General features: G+C 69.7%; 16 protein-coding genes. All 16 read right to left on the bottom strand.

The window, feature by feature from the left end:
- Positions 1-10: 10 nt before the first annotated feature.
- Positions 11-931, bottom strand: coding sequence for a DUF11 domain-containing protein (locus IEY20_RS04920; RefSeq protein WP_022903290.1), 921 nt, complete (start codon positions 929-931; stop codon positions 11-13).
- A complete protein-coding gene (locus IEY20_RS04925; RefSeq protein ID WP_175328283.1) occupies positions 901-1,056 on the bottom strand; it encodes a hypothetical protein in 156 nt (51 codons plus the stop codon). The genes IEY20_RS04920 and IEY20_RS04925 overlap by 31 nt, the downstream gene beginning before the upstream one ends.
- A 364-nt stretch (positions 1,057-1,420) precedes the next feature.
- Positions 1,421-2,608: an elongation factor Tu gene (tuf, locus tag IEY20_RS04930; protein ID WP_022903292.1), complete on the bottom strand. Its 1,188-nt coding sequence runs from the start codon at positions 2,606-2,608 to the stop codon at positions 1,421-1,423.
- A gap of 138 nt (positions 2,609-2,746) precedes the next feature.
- Positions 2,747-4,861: an elongation factor G gene (gene fusA, locus IEY20_RS04935; RefSeq protein ID WP_022903293.1), complete on the bottom strand. Its 2,115-nt coding sequence runs from the start codon at positions 4,859-4,861 to the stop codon at positions 2,747-2,749.
- A 91-nt stretch (positions 4,862-4,952) separates the two neighbouring features.
- Complete coding sequence (gene rpsG, locus IEY20_RS04940) at positions 4,953-5,423, bottom strand: 30S ribosomal protein S7 (protein ID WP_022903294.1); 471 nt, start codon at positions 5,421-5,423, stop codon at positions 4,953-4,955.
- Positions 5,424-5,427: 4 nt separating this feature from the next.
- Entirely contained in the window at positions 5,428-5,796 is a 369-nt protein-coding gene (rpsL, locus tag IEY20_RS04945) for a 30S ribosomal protein S12 (RefSeq protein ID WP_175328284.1), read from the bottom strand.
- Positions 5,797-6,251: 455 nt separating this feature from the next.
- Positions 6,252-7,367 (bottom strand): hypothetical protein, encoded by a 1,116-nt coding sequence (locus tag IEY20_RS04950; RefSeq protein WP_022903295.1) that lies wholly within the window; start codon positions 7,365-7,367, stop codon positions 6,252-6,254.
- 36 nt (positions 7,368-7,403) lie between these two features.
- Positions 7,404-7,964: a DUF6121 family protein gene (locus IEY20_RS04955; RefSeq protein ID WP_175328285.1), complete on the bottom strand. Its 561-nt coding sequence runs from the start codon at positions 7,962-7,964 to the stop codon at positions 7,404-7,406.
- 135 nt (positions 7,965-8,099) lie between these two features.
- Entirely contained in the window at positions 8,100-8,714 is a 615-nt protein-coding gene (locus IEY20_RS04960; RefSeq protein ID WP_443651758.1) for a CBU_0592 family membrane protein, read from the bottom strand.
- A gap of 140 nt (positions 8,715-8,854) precedes the next feature.
- Positions 8,855-9,592, bottom strand: coding sequence for a hypothetical protein (locus tag IEY20_RS04965; RefSeq protein WP_175328287.1), 738 nt, complete (start codon positions 9,590-9,592; stop codon positions 8,855-8,857).
- Positions 9,593-9,595: 3 nt separating this feature from the next.
- Positions 9,596-10,354, bottom strand: coding sequence for a hypothetical protein (locus IEY20_RS04970; protein ID WP_022902680.1), 759 nt, complete (start codon positions 10,352-10,354; stop codon positions 9,596-9,598).
- Positions 10,351-11,403 (bottom strand): type IV pilus assembly protein PilM, encoded by a 1,053-nt coding sequence (gene pilM / locus IEY20_RS04975; protein WP_175328288.1) that lies wholly within the window; start codon positions 11,401-11,403, stop codon positions 10,351-10,353. Before pilM ends, IEY20_RS04970 begins: the two co-directional genes overlap by 4 nt.
- Before the next feature lie 37 nt (positions 11,404-11,440).
- Entirely contained in the window at positions 11,441-12,280 is an 840-nt protein-coding gene (locus IEY20_RS04980) for a prepilin peptidase (protein WP_229727878.1), read from the bottom strand.
- Positions 12,277-14,139, bottom strand: coding sequence for a hypothetical protein (locus IEY20_RS04985; RefSeq protein WP_175328289.1), 1,863 nt, complete (start codon positions 14,137-14,139; stop codon positions 12,277-12,279). Before IEY20_RS04985 ends, IEY20_RS04980 begins: the two co-directional genes overlap by 4 nt.
- A complete protein-coding gene (locus tag IEY20_RS04990) occupies positions 14,136-14,837 on the bottom strand; it encodes a prepilin-type N-terminal cleavage/methylation domain-containing protein (RefSeq protein WP_175328290.1) in 702 nt (233 codons plus the stop codon). Before IEY20_RS04990 ends, IEY20_RS04985 begins: the two co-directional genes overlap by 4 nt.
- A complete protein-coding gene (locus tag IEY20_RS04995; protein WP_175328291.1) occupies positions 14,834-16,216 on the bottom strand; it encodes a prepilin-type N-terminal cleavage/methylation domain-containing protein in 1,383 nt (460 codons plus the stop codon). Before IEY20_RS04995 ends, IEY20_RS04990 begins: the two co-directional genes overlap by 4 nt.
- Positions 16,217-16,272: the final 56 nt, after the last annotated feature.

Consider the following 16,272-nt stretch of genomic DNA (forward strand, 5'->3'; position numbering starts at 1 on the left):
CCGCGTCGGGTCACCCGGTCGGAGGGTCTGTGCGGAGGACTCGGACTGCAGCGTGGGGGTCGAGACGCTCGCGGTGTTCGTGATCCGGTCCGGTGCGTCGTCCGCGACCCGCACCGTGATCTGGAACGCGACTGCCGAGTCGACCGGCAGCGCCTCGGTCAGCGTGCAGGCGACCGTTCGACCGTCCGTGCACGTCGCCGCACCGCCGTCGTCGACGCTGACCAGGGCCGGTCGCGTTCGCGGACGTCGCAGCCTTCAGGTCCGGGGCACCCGGGTACTCCGGTCCGGTCGTGGTGTTGTCGACGCCGCCGCACTGCAGGAACTCAAGTCCGGCCGGCAGGTAGTCGGTGACGGTCACGGTGTTGCTCGGTGCCGTCGCGGTGTTCTGCACGGTGAGCGTGTAGACGGTCGGGTGCGTGTGGACACCACGGACCCGCTCGTGTTCGGGGCTCGCCTCGGCCTTCGACACCGTGATCGCGGAGACTGCGGTCGCGTTCGACGTCGCCGCGGCGGAGTTCGTGGTGTTGGTCGCCGGCTTCCCCGTGCCGTCGAACGTCGGGACCATGCGCGCGTCGCCACTCCCGGCCACCTGTGCCGTGCCCGTGAAGGACGTGCCGACCGGGAGCGTCGAGGTCGACGGCATCACCCGGAACGCGATCGACTTCTGGTCACCCGCGACCAGGTCCGACACGTTCGAGAACACGAGCAACGTCCCGGCGTTGTTCGCGAGCGACGACTGCACCGGATCGGGCAGCGTCTGGCCGTCCGCGGTCGCGGAGCCGGCGACGTAGGAGACCCCCGGAGGCATCGTGTAGGAGTACCCGAGGTCGTAGAGCGCCGTCCCGCCCGACGTCGACGTGCTGTTCTTCGCCGTGAGCGTCACGGTCGCGGGAGCGCCGCTCAGGACCGACGTCGGAGCCTTCGCCGACACGCTGATGACGAGTCCGCGGCCGCGGGCTGCGCGATCGCGACGACGGCGAGCAGCCCCGCGAGGAGGGCCGTCACGACGAGCATCGCGAGTGCGCGGGGACGGGCGGCGAGCAGGGTGGCGCGCATCGAGGGTGCCTTCGGGTCGGCGTCCGGCACCACGAAAGCAGCGCGCGACAGCGACGGGCAGGCAGGTTCCTGCGCCGGAGAAGGCGGGTGTTCGGGTCACCACACGGGGCCGGTTCGGCCCCGCGACTCGACGGTATCGAGTGCGGCAAACCGCAACAGCACCCCGAGTGGGGTACACGTCGTCCCACCTTGTGGGGACACGTTGCGGATCGGCTACACGACGGACGGGAGGCACCGCTCACGTGGTGAGCCGTGCCTCCCGTCCGGTGGCTGGTCGCCCGGGGCACGGCGGCTGCTCCGTGACGGAACGACGACAGCGGGGCCGGGCCCGAAGGCCCGACCCCGCTGCAACAGGTGAACGGAGTTACTTGTTGATCTTCTCGACCGTACCGGCGCCGACCGTACGACCACCCTCACGGATGGCGAAGCGGAGGCCCTCCTCCATGGCGATCGGCTGGATCAGCTCGACCGACATGTGCACGGTGTCACCGGGCATGACCATCTCGGTGCCCTCGTCCAGGGTGATGACACCCGTGACGTCGGTGGTGCGGAAGTAGAACTGCGGGCGGTAGTTCGCGTAGAACGGGTTGTGACGCCCACCCTCGTCCTTGGTCAGGATGTACGCGTTCGCCTCGAAGTTCGTGTGCGGCGTGACCGTACCCGGCTTGACGACGACCTGGCCGCGCTCCACGTCCTCACGCTTGAGGCCACGGAGGAGCAGACCCGCGTTGTCGCCGGCCTCAGCCGAGTCGAGCAGCTTGCGGAACATCTCGATGCCGGTGACGGTGGTCTTCTGCGTCGGGCGGATGCCGACGATCTCGACCTCTTCGTTGACGTTCAGCGTGCCACGCTCGACACGGCCGGTGATGACGGTGCCACGACCGGTGATCGTGAAGACGTCCTCGATCGGCATGAGGAACGGCTGGTCGGTGGCGCGCACCGGGTCCGGGACGTTCTCGTCGACGGCGGCCATGAGGTCCTGGACGGACTTCACCCACTTCTCTTCGCCGTTGAGGGCGCCGACAGCGGAGACCTGCACGACGGGGGCGTCCTCGTCGAACTCCTGCGAGCCGAGGAGCTCGCGGACCTCGAGCTCGACGAGCTCCAGGATCTCCTCGTCGTCCACCATGTCGGACTTGTTCAGCGCGACGACGATGTAGGGGACGCCGACCTGGCGGGCGAGCAGGACGTGCTCACGCGTCTGGGGCATCGGGCCGTCGGTGGCGGCGACCACGAGGATCGCGCCGTCCATCTGCGCCGCACCCGTGATCATGTTCTTCACGTAGTCGGCGTGACCCGGAGCGTCGACGTGCGCGTAGTGGCGCTTCTCGGTCTGGTACTCGACGTGCGAGATGTTGATCGTGATGCCGCGCTGGCGCTCCTCGGGAGCGTTGTCGATCTGCGCGAAGTCGCGAGCCTCGTTGAGGTCCGGGTACTGGTCGTGCAGAACCTTGGTGATCGCCGCCGTGAGCGTGGTCTTGCCGTGGTCGACGTGACCGATGGTTCCGATGTTGACGTGCGGCTTGGTGCGCTCGAACTTGGCCTTGGCCACTGTGGGTCCTCCTCAGGACTCGGAAAGCATGCCCCCGGTCGGTCACGACCGTTGGCCTGCAGGGTGTGTGTCTTTACTGTACTTGGTGACGAGGGGCCCGTCGCCGGGCGCCCTCGCCTGTGGAGCAGCGCTGGAGCGCTACTCCCCCTTGCTCTTCGCGACGATCTCCTCGGAGACCTTGGCCGGGACCTGTGCGTAGGTCTCGAAGGTCATCGAGTAGACGGCGCGACCAGAGGTCTTCGACCGGAGGTCGCCGACGTAGCCGAACATCTCGGACAGCGGCACGCTCGCGCGGACCACCTTGACGCCCGAAGCGTCCTCCATCGAGGCGATCTGGCCACGACGGGAGTTGAGGTCACCGATCACGTCGCCCATGTACTCCTCGGGCGTGCGGACCTCGACGGCCATGATCGGCTCGAGGATGACCGGGCCGGCCTTGCGGGCGGCTTCCTTGTAGGCCATCGAACCGGCGATCTTGAACGCCATCTCGGACGAGTCGACGTCGTGCGACTGACCGTCCTTGAGGATGGCCTTCACGCCCACCGTCGGGTAGCCCGCGAGGATGCCGACCTGCATGGCGTCCTGGATACCGGCGTCGACCGACGGGATGTACTCGCGCGGGACGCGGCCACCGGTGACGGCGTTCTCGAACTCGTAGACCTTCTCGGCCGTGACCTCCATGGGCTCGAGCGCGATCTGCACCTTCGCGAACTGACCGGAACCACCGGTCTGCTTCTTGTGGGTGTAGTCGTAGCGCTCGACCGGCTTGGTCAGGGTCTCGCGGTAGGCCACCTGCGGCTTGCCGACCGACGCCTCGACCTTGAACTCACGCTTCATGCGGTCGACCAGGATGTCGAGGTGGAGCTCGCCCATGCCCTTGATCGTGGTCTGACCGGTCTCGGCGTTGAGCTCGACGCGGAACGTCGGGTCCTCTTCCGCGAGCTTCTGGATGGCCGTGGAGAGCTTCTCCTGGTCGGCCTTCGTGTTCGGCTCGATGGCGACCTCGATCACCGGCTCCGGGAACGTCATCGACTCGAGGACGACCTGGTCGTTCGGGTCGCAGAGCGTGTCACCGGTGGTGGTGTCCTTGAGGCCGATCACCGCGTAGATGTGGCCCGCGGTCACGTTGTCGACCGGGTTCTCCTTGTTGGAGTGCATCTGGAAGATCTTCCCGATGCGCTCCTTCTTGCCCTTGGTCGAGTTGATGACCTGGGCACCCGACTCGATCGAGCCCGAGTAGACGCGGACGTAGGTCAGGCGACCGAAGAAGGGGTGCACCGCGACCTTGAACGCCAGGGCCGAGAACGGCTCGGAGGCGTCGGGCTTGCGGATGATCTCCTTCTCCTCGTCCTTGACGTCGTGGCCGATCATCGGCGGGACGTCGAGCGGCGACGGGAGGTACGAGATGACGGCGTCGAGCATGGGCTGGACACCGCGGTTCTTGAACGCCGAGCCGCAGAGGACCGGGTAGACCTCGGAGGCGATGGTCAGCTTGCGGATGCCCGCGCGGATCTCGTCCTTCGTGAGCTCCTGGCCGTCGAAGAACTTCTCGAGGAGGGCGTCGTCGGACTCGGCGACACGCTCGATGAGCTTGGCGCGGTACTCCTCGGCACGGGCCTGGAGGTCCGCGGGGATCTCCTGGACCTCGTACTGGGCGCCCATGGTGACATCACCCTTGGCGTCGCCCGGCCAGACCTTGGCGTGCATCTCGATGAGGTCGACGACACCGACGAAGTCGTTCTCGGCGCCGATCGGGAGCTGGAGCACGAGGGGCTCTGCACCGAGGCGGTTGACGATCGTGTCGACGGTGAAGTAGAAGTCGGCGCCGAGCTTGTCCATCTTGTTGACGAAGCAGATGCGCGGGACGTCGTACTTGTCCGCCTGACGCCACACGGTCTCGGACTGGGGCTCCACGCCCTCCTTGCCGTCGAAGACGGCGACCGCACCGTCGAGGACGCGGAGCGAGCGCTCCACCTCGACCGTGAAGTCCACGTGACCCGGGGTGTCGATGATGTTGATCTGGTTGTTGTCCCAGAAGCAGGTCGTCGCGGCCGACGTGATCGTGATGCCGCGCTCCTGCTCCTGCGCCATCCAGTCCATCGTCGCAGCGCCGTCGTGGACCTCACCGATCTTGTGCGTGATGCCCGTGTAGAACAGGATGCGCTCGGTCGTCGTGGTCTTGCCGGCATCGATGTGCGCCATGATGCCGATGTTGCGGACCTTGTTCAGGTCGGTGAGCACGTCCTGTGCCACAGGGTTCCTCCGGAAGAGTTGTAGGAGAGATGGGCGTCCGTCACGGGGCGCCGGGGTTTGTGGCCGCCGGCGCCCCGGGACGGTGCCGGGACTACCAGCGGTAGTGGGCGAAGGCCTTGTTCGACTCGGCCATCTTGTGCGTGTCCTCACGGCGCTTGACCGCGGCACCGAGACCGTTCGACGCGTCGAGGATCTCGTTCATGAGACGCTCGGTCATCGTCTTCTCGCGGCGGGCCTTGGCGTACGACGTCAGCCAGCGGAGCGCGAGGGTGTTCGCGCGGTGCGGCTTGACCTCGACCGGGACCTGGTAGGTCGAGCCACCGACGCGGCGGCTGCGGACCTCGAGGGTCGGACGGACGTTGTCGAGCGCCTTCTTGAGCGTCGCGACGGCGTCCTGCTGGTTCTTGGCGGAGACGCCCTCGAGTGCACCGTAGACGATGCGCTCGGCGAGGCCCTTCTTGCCGTCCAGCAGGATCTTGTTCACGAGCTGCGAGACGATCGGCGCGCCGTAGACCGGGTCTGCGACGACGGGACGCTTGGGAGCGGGACCCTTACGAGGCATTGACTCAACCCTTCTTCGCGCCGTAGCGGCTACGCGCCTGCTTACGGTTCTTCACGGCCTGCGTGTCGAGCGCACCGCGGATGATCTTGTAGCGGACACCGGGCAGGTCCTTCACACGACCGCCGCGGACGAGCACCATCGAGCGCTCCTGGAGGTTGTGGCCCTCACCGGGGATGTAGGCCGTGACCTCGGTGCCGTTCGAGAGCTTGACACGAGCGACCTTGCGCAGTGCCGAGTTCGGCTTCTTGGGGGTGGTGGTGTAGACGCGGGTGCAGACACCACGCTGCTGGGGGTTCGCCTTCAGGGCGGGCGCCTTGGTCTTGGTGACCTTCGGCGTACGACCCTTGCGAACCAGCTGCTGGATGGTAGGCAACTGTTCTCCTGGTTCTTCGCTCGTGCTCTCCGGCCGGCGCGGACCGCCGGCTTCCTCGTCCCACACCGAGGACCGCCTGTCGGCGGAGGGATCAGTGGGGGACGGATCGGTCCGGTTGCGGCCGTCGGCCGACCGGACTTTTCGGGCGCGCCCGAGGGCGCACACCCGGTAGAGCCTACCCGCGCCACCACGCGAAATCAATCCGGGCGCGTCGCCCTGGAGGCCCGTGGGCACCGCCCACGGCGAACACCCGTCCGGCGCGTGGTCGCGGGGGCGGCGGGGCCGCGGGCGGACCCGCGGGCGGGCCCGCGTCGTGCGAGGCTTCGCGCAGCGTGCGAGGGCATGCGCCTCGCACGCTGCGCGGATCCTCGCACCGCCGGTCGCGTGGCCCACCGTCGGGGTCGCGGGGCGACGTCGGGTCGCGGGGCGGGCCTCCAGGCCGGTGCGCCGCGCCGTCAGGAACCGGACTCGGAGGAGACCGGAGCGACCGCGGAACGGAACGTGGCGCCGTCGGCGCCGATGCCCGTGATGTACCCGCTCGCGTTGACGTTCATCGGCCCGGCCGTGGCGGTGCCCACGCCGCCCGGCCCGGAGATGTCCGCCGAGAACGTCGCCCGGCCGTAGGTGGTGGTGGTGACCAGCCAGCCCTCGGAGGACCACGCACCGACCGACACCACCGGGCGCGTGCCGAGCGTCCAGCGCTCGTTCGTGTACGTGTACGACGGGTCCTCGCCGTAGGCGTAGAAGCTGCAACCCGACGGAGCCGGGTCGTGCGACGCGATGCAGCCGTCGACCCACGCGTCGACCGCCTTCGTCGCGGCGCGCTCGCCCGCCGATGTGAGGGAGGCCGTGAGCGCGACCGGACTCGACGCCGTGCCGCCGAAGCCGCTGACCGTGGCGGACGCCGAGTCGGACCGGACCCATTCCCCGCCGCGGACGGCGACGTCGTAAGTGCCCGGCAGGGCGCTGAGGGACGCCGTGCCGCCCTTCGACGTCGTGACCGACTTCCCCGCGACCCGGAGCGGTGTGCGGGACGGACCGCGGACCGACACGTCGACGGTGCCGAGGCGCGGGGGTTGCAGCTGCCAGACCGGGAACACCCCCCAGTCGGTGCCGGTGCGGGTCAGGTCGAAGACCGCGGAGACGTCCTGGCCGCCCTGTCGCAGGTAGGCGGTGACGGATGCGCTGTCGCCGCTCGTTCGGACCGCTGCGACGCGGTACCCGGTGACCGTGCGCTTCGCCTTCGCGTAGGCGGCGTCGGTGAGCAGGACGTCGCTCGCGTCGTGCTCGATGCCGGCCGCGGCGAGGGCGGCCGACGCCCTGCCCGCCGCGAGGTCGTCGAGGAAGGCCCGCACCGGGCGGTCCGCTGCGTGCGTGCTCATCCCGTTCGCGTAGCCGATGCCGCCGCCGACCACGAGCAGCACGAGTGCCGCGACCCCGGCGACGATCGCCACGAGGGGACCGCGGCGCATGCGCTTCCGGGGCGGGCGCGCGGTGGCCGCGGTCGTGCCACGGATAACGTCGACGGGCGGGACGGCTCCCCAGCCGCCGCCGTGGTCCTGGTCGGTCATCGTGCCCCCGGTCGCCGTGCGTCGTACGCGGCGATCCTACCGCCGACCACCGTCGTTCCCGGGGGCGGGCGACCCCGGGCCCGGCCGGTCCGTCGGGTGGCGGTCGTCGATCGTGTGGGCGTGACCCGTCGTGCCGGCGGGCTCGGTCGAGCGGGTTTGAGCCGGCGCGCCCGCTGGGTCGGTCGTGCGTGCCTGGTGGCGGATCATCGCGATCCCGCCGACGACGCAGACCAGCGCCACCACGACCGTGCCCACCACGAAGGGGCCGAGCGCGGAGCCGGCCGGGAACACGAGCAGCTCGGTGACGTCGCCACGGAGGAGGGCGTAGCCGACCGCGCCGACGCCGAGCATCACCAGGTACGAGGTCGCCGCGGCGACGAGGCCGGTGACGCCGGGGTTGCCCTCCCGGACGCCGGTCGCGGTGGCGAGGAACACCACGATCGCGGCGGAGACGACCATCGCCGGGCCGAGGTACGGGGTGGCGTCCGGTTGGGTGATCGGCTCGACGTCCGCGAGGAGCGCCTCGAAGCCGGACACCGCGATGACGAGCGCGATGAAGAGGACGGACGTCATCGTCGCCACGAGCCATCGGGACATGGGGTGATCGTATCGCCGGGCCGGGGTGCACGGACGGTCGTCGTGGCGTTCGGGCGGCCGGCGGCGCAGTGGTCGGCGTCAGGCGTGCTCGGGGCCGGCATGCTGTGACGCGTGTTCCGGCTGGGGGTGCGCCTGCTACTGCTCCTGCCGGGTGAGGTGCTGCTGCTGTTCCTGCCGGCCGTGCTGCTGCTGTTGTTCTTGCTGGGCGTGCTGCTGCTGTTCCTGCTGGGCGTGCTCCTGCTGCGCCGCCGCCACCAGCGCGAGGGCGATCGTCGCGGTGATCACGGGCACGGTCTCGGTCATGGGAGCCGGCGCGACCGGGATCTGCTCGGCCTCGGCGGTGGTGGCGCTCTCGGGCGCTGCGTCGTGGTCGCGGAGCGCCGGACCGACGACCGGCAGCACCGCCGTCGTGGTCGGAGGTTCGACGAGGACCTGCGGGGCCGTGGCGTCGACCGGCTCGCCACGCTTCGCCGCGCGACGGGCGCGCAGCATCTTCGTGAGCACCACGACGGCGACGATCGCCCAGACGCCGTTCACGATGAGCGACGGGATGGCGTGGTGCGCCCCGACGTTGACGGCGATCGCGAGACCGCCGACGAGGTTCAGCAGCTGGTACGTGGGTCCGTTCTGCAGCTTGCCGGTCGAGAACAGGATGTAACCGGCCAAGACGGTTACCGCTCCGAACCAGCCGAGGAACTCCACGATTCCGTACAACACGCGCGACTCCGGGCACGACGAGGAACAGCCCACGAGCGGGGCCGTCCGAGAGGCGGATGAGCGACCGCGAACGCGGCGTCGGGAGCATCGTACGCAGACGAGGACCCCCGGCGGAAGAGGGTGTGGCGTGGCGCGTCACACCCCAGTCCGTGGGGGTCCTCGGGAGGGGCGGGTCAGCCGTTCTTGGCGGCGGTGGCGCCCGCCGTCGCGCCCGAGTCGGCGCTGCGGTCGAGCACGTAGATCGAGCCGCCGAACGTCCAGGTCGCGGTCGTCGCTGCCGATCCGTCGTCGCCCGTCTGTTGCGCCGAGGTGATCGAGGTGATCAGGAACAGGCGCTTGCCGGTCTGGACGCCCTGGACGAACCGCAGGGCCTGGTCGAACGTCCCGTCGACCGCCACCGTGACGGGGATGACGGAGAAGTTCTGACCGGTGATCGCGGCGTTGGTGACGATCGACGGAGCAGTCGGCTCGGCCGGAGTCGCCGACGGTACCGGGGTGGCGGTCGCTGCCGCACCGGGCGCGGGCGTGGCGGCGGACGACGCGGAACCCTCGGCCGTGGCGGCGGGCTGGTACGCCGTGGCGTCGCTCGCCGTGAAGGCGGACACCTGCATCCCAGTGGCCGCGGCGATGCCGTCGAGCTCGTCGATGAACGACGAGACGGACGCCGACTCCGGCACGGAGCGGGTCAGTGAGGACAACTCGTCGCGCATCGCGGGCAGCTTCGCGGCCTGGACCTTCAGACGGGCGAGCTCCACGCGGCTCGTGGCGTTCGTCTGCTCCACCGTCGCGGTCTGCTCCCGGGCGTTGGCCGCGAGCGCGAGCTGCGGCTGCACCGCGAGGAAGAAGCCCCCGACGGCGACGATCGCCATCGCGGCGAACGCCAGCAACAGGCTGAGCCGGTTCTTCGTCATGGGTCAGCCCTTCTTCGCGGCGTAGCGGTCGTCGAACGCCTTCTCGTCGAGGTGGATCGTCATGTTGACCGAGTAGCCCGAGCCGTCCTCGGCGCGTGCCACCGAATTCGCGTTCGCGTCGACGAAGCCGGTCACCCCGCTCACTCCCGACAGCCACTGCGGAACCGAGGGGAGCGTCGCGCTCTTCGCGTCGAACGTCAGCGTCGCGATGCGCTGACCCTGCAACGGGTCGTCCGACTGCGCGTACGCCTCGGTCACCGACGCGGAGTCGATCGTCACGCCGGTGATGCTCACGCCCTGTGGCAGCTTCGACTGCACGGAACGCAACGTGCTCGCCCAGTCCACCTCGGTCGACCCACCGACCTGCTGCGCCGCCTCGAGGAGGGTCGTCGCGGACTCCGTCGACCGGACGTCCCGGTACTGCCCCTGCTGCTGGGCGAGGCTCGTCGTCTCGTCCTGCGCCGAGCGGAGGTCCTGCTCAGCGGCGCTGCGGTCCATCACCGCCCAGCCGGCGACGATGCCGACGCCGCACGCGACGACGACGACACCGGCCCACACGCGGCGGACGACGGCGCGCTGGCGACGGGCAACGTGCACCTCGGACGGGAGCAGGTCGACGCGCGGCACGCCCCCGATGGCGAGTGCAGCGCGCGCGTTCCCGGAGGGTCGCGGTGCGCTCGGGGTCGTCCCGGAGGCGGGGGACCGTCGTCCCGGGGACGGCTTCCGGCCGCGGGCGGCCGTCGGCTCGAGTGTCTCGGTCATGCTGCTCGACCTCCGACGGCGAGGCTCCAGGCGACCGCGATGGACGCGGACCGCTCCCTGAGGACGTCCCGCGAGACCCCGCGGGCTGGGCGCGCGGAGACGAACGGGTCACCGATCGCGACGGGGAGTCCCGCGACGTCGCCGAGGCCCTCCCGGAACCCGGGCAGGGCAGCTCCCCCGCCGACCAGGACGATGCCACGCACGGCGTCGTCCGGTCGGGTGTTCGCGTAGTAGTTCACGGTGTTCCGGATGCTCGTCATCAGCTCACCGACGGTCTCGCGCGTCACCGCGACCGCGCGGACGTCGTCCGGCGTCTGCGTGCGACCGACGAGACCGAAGTGCCGCTTGACGGCCTCGGCCTCCGGGAGCGGCACCTCGAGGCGCGCGGCGATCTGCTTGGTCACGTCGTCGCCGCCGGTCGGGATGATGCGCACGAACCGCGGGACACCGTCGTGGGCGATGACGACCGAGGTCGTGTTCCCGCCGCAGTCGACGATCGCCACGGTCCCCGCTCCGGATACGCGCGGGGCGAGCGTCCGTGTGAGCGCGAAGGGGATGAGGTCGACGCCGACCGGGTTGAGGCCGGCGAGTTCCGCGGCACGCACGTTGGCGAGGACCGCGTCCTTGATCGCTGCGACGAGCAGGCCGTGCACCACCGGCCCACCCTCGCCGATGCCCTCCGAGGTCGGGTAGAAGTCGAGGATGGCGTCACCGACCGGCACGGGCAACATGTCCTGCACCTGGAACGGCAGGGACTCCCGGATCTGCGCGAGCGGCGCACGGGGCACGGTCAGGTCTCGGGACAGGACCCGCTGGTTTCCCATGCCCAGGACCACGTCCTTGCTGCGGAACCGCCCGAGCGACCACAGACTGCGGAGTGCTCCTGCGACGGTGTTGGCCTCGAGCACTTCCCCGTGCTTCGTGGCGTCCAAGGGCACAGGAACCTCGGCGACGCGCACGACGATCGGCTGCGGCTTGTCGGCGTCGGCGACCTCGACCGCCCTGATGGCGTCCGAGCCGATGTCGATGCCGACGATGTTCTTCGCCATGTCGTGTTCCTTCGGGTGACTTCGGGGTGGGAGCTGCTCAGATGCCGAGCAGCCGGAGGTAGGCGTCCCAGAGGGGAACGCCGACGAACGCGCCCACCCACGCGCCGAGGAGCATCCAGGGCCCGAAGGGGATACCGGTCGATCGACCGGCCCGCCGGACCAGCAGGAGGACGATGCCGAAGGTACCTCCGAGCACGAAGGCACCGAAAGCACCCACAGCGAGGGGTCCCCATCCGAGGTACGCGAGCAGGAGACCGAGCACACCCGCGAGCTTGACGTCGCCGAGGCCCATACCCCGGGGCACCGCGATCGCCAACGCGAGGTACGCGCCACCGAGGACGGCCATGCCGAGAGCGCCCCGGCCGAGGGCTGTCCAGTCGCCCGAACACGCGCTGGCGGCCGTGAGCGCAAGGGCCACCACGGGGTACATCGGGAGCACGATCCGGTTGGGGAGGGTGTGCGTGTCGAGGTCGATGAGCGCGAGTGCCACGCTGCAGGCCATCACGAACAGCAGCGCGACGAGGAGCAGGACCGCACCCGCCGTCTCCCCCACCGTCGAACCCGCTCCGGGGAGGAACCGGGCCGTGACGAGCACGAAGAGGACGGCGGTCATCGCTTCGACGAGGGGGTACCGCGCCGAGATGGGCATCGCACAGTCGCGGCACCGCCCGCGCAGTGCGAGCCACGAGAACACGGGGACGTTGTCCCGGCCGCGGATCGGACGCTCGCAGCCCGGGCACGCGGACGCAGGTGCGATCACTGAACGCCCGGCCGGGACCCGGTGGACGACGACGTTGAGGAAGGAACCGATCGCGAGCCCGACGGCGGCGCCGAACGCGGCGACCAGCGCCGCGAGCGACGGGAGGACACCGGTCACGGGAGGGGCGCCCCGTTCGCGTCGTACGCCGTCTTGGACTCGACCTGCGTCGCGACGCGGTACGTGGTGACGGTCGGCTGGGGGAACTTCGGCGGGGTGTAGGTCGCCAGACTCGAGTCGAACCGGTACGACTTCTTGTAGCCCTGACCGGAGGACAGCCCGACGGCGCCGCGGAAGTTCTGGGCGATGGAGCCGCTGACGGTCAGCACACCGCGTCCGGCGGTCGACCCCTTCGTCCAGTTCTGCACCACGAAGGTGCCCGTGTTCGAGAGGATCGCGGCATCGATCTCACGGTCCGAGGGGAGGATCGTGCTGCCGGTGGACGTGATGGGGTTCCAGACCCAGACCGCTCGCTGGCCGATGAGCCCGAGGACGGTCGAGGGCGATCGCGTCGCCGGGTAGGTGACGTCGCCGGTGACGTAGAGGTAGTTCTCCGCCGCGACGGTGACGGCCTTGTCGACGACGCCCTCGACGAAGACGTCGCCCCGGTCACAGCCGTACGGAGCCGAGACCGTCACGCCGCTCCCGGCGGTCGGGTCCGCTTCCGAGGTGCTCTTGGACGACCCGATGAACGGGTACCCCACGCCGTTCTGCTTGAGGGTCGAGGCGCTGCCGGACGGCGGGCCGACCGCGGTGCACGCCGTCGCGGTGTTCTTGAGCGCAGCGTTCCCGTTCCAGTAGTTCGGGTCCTGCACGTTCCCGGCGCGGGCGGCGGGTTCGTTCTGCACGTAGACGATGTTGTTCTTCGGGACGGGCACGACGGCTCCGGTGGCGCTCCGGAGCTTCGTCGGGTCACCGCACTTGTTCGTCGCATCAGAGGTCTGGGACCCCTGCGGCCCCGTGACCTGGGCACCCGCGGTCGCCGTCGCTCCGGTGACCTGGGTGACGATCGTCATCGGCGATCGGACGGTCATGGTGCCGTCCCCGTTGAAGACGATCTTCGTCGGGCCGGTGTAGAGGCAGCCCGGACCCTCCACCGTGTTCGTCGTCGACGCGAGGTCCGTGCGGGTGAAGTCCCGCAGGTCACCGATCGTCGCCGGCGGCGTCAGGGTTGACGAGGTCGTCGGGTTCGAGGCGTACCGCCCGACCGTGCACCCGCTGCTCGTGATGCCGTAGACGCTCTGCACCGTGCCGAGGAACTGCGCGCCGCAGACCTTGATCTGGTCGTTCGACCGGACCGGGCCGGCGAGGACGTCACCGGAACCGAACTGGATCTGGTCGCAGGTCCCGCTCGTCGCGACCGGTCGGTAGTCGCTCGTGCACGGCGCCGTCCCGCCCGAGACGGCCTTCTCGTTCGTCACGGTCGGGTCGCCGGACTCGTAGTTGGTGAAGTAGAGGTAGTTGGAGAACCCGTCGGGCCGGACGTTCGCGACCACGGTCCGGGTCGTGTTCCCGGAACGGCCCGTCGACTGGAGACGGATCACGCCCTGCGAGGAGAGCTTGCTGTTGTCCACGGCGTAGCGGAACGAGGCACCACTCGCCGACCCGTCCCCGGTCGGGACCGATACCCATGGCTGACCAGACTGGTAGTTGAAGGCCGGGTTGTTGCCGGTGCCCTTCGTGAACGTGCTGGTCGATGCGGCACTGAACGGTGCGTCCTTCTGCCCGTAGTTCCCGTACGTGTTGTCCGCGTTGAGCCGGGACTGGTAGTCGGCGACTCCCGCGTAGGCCGCGGCGATCGCACGGTTCCAGTCGCGGTCGGTCGAGGTGACGCGGCTGCCGGACGTCGCGACCGCGACCATCGTCGCCACGAGCAGCATCACGACGGTGCCGATCCCGATGACCGCAACGAGGGCGATGCCGCGCTCGTCGTCGTGTGCACGGATCGCGAGCAGGCGGGTACGGAGCAGACGGATCACGATGACGCTCCCATCACGATGTTCGGCAGGCTCGCGGTGTTCGCGAGCGTGACGGCGTTCTTGTCGGTCGCGCTCGACCCGACGGTGACCGAGACCCCGACCGACCGGATGTTCGGGATGTCGACCGCGCCGACCGTCGCCGGGAGCGCAGCACCCGACGCGTCCGCGAACGTGAAGAGGGACGTGCTCACCACCGACGTCGCGAGCACGCGCGTCGAGGTCGGTGTGTTCGAGAGCGTCGCCGCGTTCGAGAGGGGGAAGGCGTAGTAGGAGGAGTTGCCCGCGACGGCCGTCCCGGACCACTTCGTCTCGGTGATGCGCTTCGTCGTCGGATCGAGGGTGAGCTGCACCTCGACGGGCTGCGACAGCGTCGAGTCGAGGTTGACGTAGGCGAAGAAGCGGATCGACGTCGGGCTCGCGTACTGGAACGCGTACTGCGGGTCGTCGCCGGTGGGCACCGGGTTGTCCGTCGCGGCCCGGAGCACGCGACCGATCTCGTTCATCGCGACCGACGCTGACCGGGTGTTCTGGCTGACCGAGCGCGCGGTCACGGACGCCTTCTGCGAGGAGATGAGGAACGAGCCCGCGATCGTGAGCACGAGCAACGACAGGCTCATCGCCACGAGGAGCTCGACGAGTGTCAGGCCGTCCTCGCCGGCCCGGAACCGTGCGAGCGATCGCTGAGTACGGACGATCACGAGGTCGGCACCGATCGGGGGTCGAGCGTCACCGTGTTGCCGCTCGTCGAGACGACCTGGTTGGACGCGTCGGGGTTCGCCTTGACGTTCTGCGAGTCACTGCTCAGCAGGCCGCCGATCGCGGTGGTCCCGCGGAGGGTCCACGTGCCGAACGGCAGCGCGATGGTCGTCGCCTTCGACGGCGTCATGCCGGTGAAGTAGTAGGTCGTGGACGGGGAGCAGCCGGGGTCACCGCCGGCCACTGCGCTGGTGTTCTTCACGGTCGCGGCCAGGACGGTGTCGATGCCGCCCATCTTGACGTCGATGATCCCCATCGGGGCCCGCGCCGTCGCCGTCAGCGTCGTCGTCGGGAGGAAGCCCGGGGTCGTGCCGTCCGACGCGTTGAAGATGTTCGGGGACGTCGCGAGCTTGTTCGACGTCGGCCAGTTGGTCGGGTCGACATCCGTGCAGGTCGACGTGAGACCGCCGGCGATCACGTTCCACTGGTACGGGAAGACCGTCGCCGTGGTCGTCTGGAAGGTGTTGACGATGCCGTTGTACTCGTACGAGACCGGCAGGCTCGCCGGGAGCTTCGCCGTGACGCCGTCCTTGAGGTTGAGCGGGGAGCCGAAGGTCGCCGTGATCGCCTGGCCGTAGAGGAACGTCCTGTTGCCCACACCGCCGGCGACGGTGGCCACCGAGTAGTACGGGGCTGTGGCGCCGAGGGGGTCGACGTTCCCGGCCTTCGAGATGGTGACCCGGTAGGTGCCGGGCGTGACGCCGACCGCGTAGCTGCAGCCGTTCGAGTCGGTCGCCGCAGGGGGGTTCGCGAGGCTGCTCGCGCCGCCCGACACCGGTGTGATGGTCACGGCGACGCCGGAGTTCGGGCCGCCGTTCGCGGTGCGGACCCCGATCACGATCGTCGAGGCGTTGGCGCTCGAGACCGCCGAGGACGGGGAGATCAGCGTGTCCAGGACGACGCTCTTCTGCCGTGGCGACGTCCCACTGGTCCACGACACGGTGACGGAGACACGCTTGTAGGCGAGGACACCGGACCCGGCGCCGCAGGAGTTCGGCGTGTCCGTGCCGTCGGAGTTGATCCAGTTCGTCGTCTGCTTGATCGTGAACGACTGGTTCCCGACGTTCTGGCTCGACGTGTCGTCGTCGAGGGTGAAGACGTCCTTGGTGCTGCGGGCGAGGTCGATCGCCTGGTTCGCGAGGTTCAGAGCGGCCTCGCGCGATCGGTTGTCCTGCGTGAGGTACAGCGTCGACACGATGCCCGCGGCGACGCCTGCGGCGATCATCGCGAAGATCGTCATCGCGACCATCACCTCGATGATCGTGAAGCCCTCCTCGGACTCCCGCGCCGCGCGGAGGCGGTCGACGATGCGCAGCAGCATGCTCGGTCCTTCTCGTTCGCAGCGGACGGGGGTTGTTGCGCCAACGGGCCGCGACG

It is taken from the genome of Curtobacterium luteum (genome assembly GCF_014646995.1).
GTDB lineage: Bacteria > Actinomycetota > Actinomycetes > Actinomycetales > Microbacteriaceae > Curtobacterium > Curtobacterium luteum.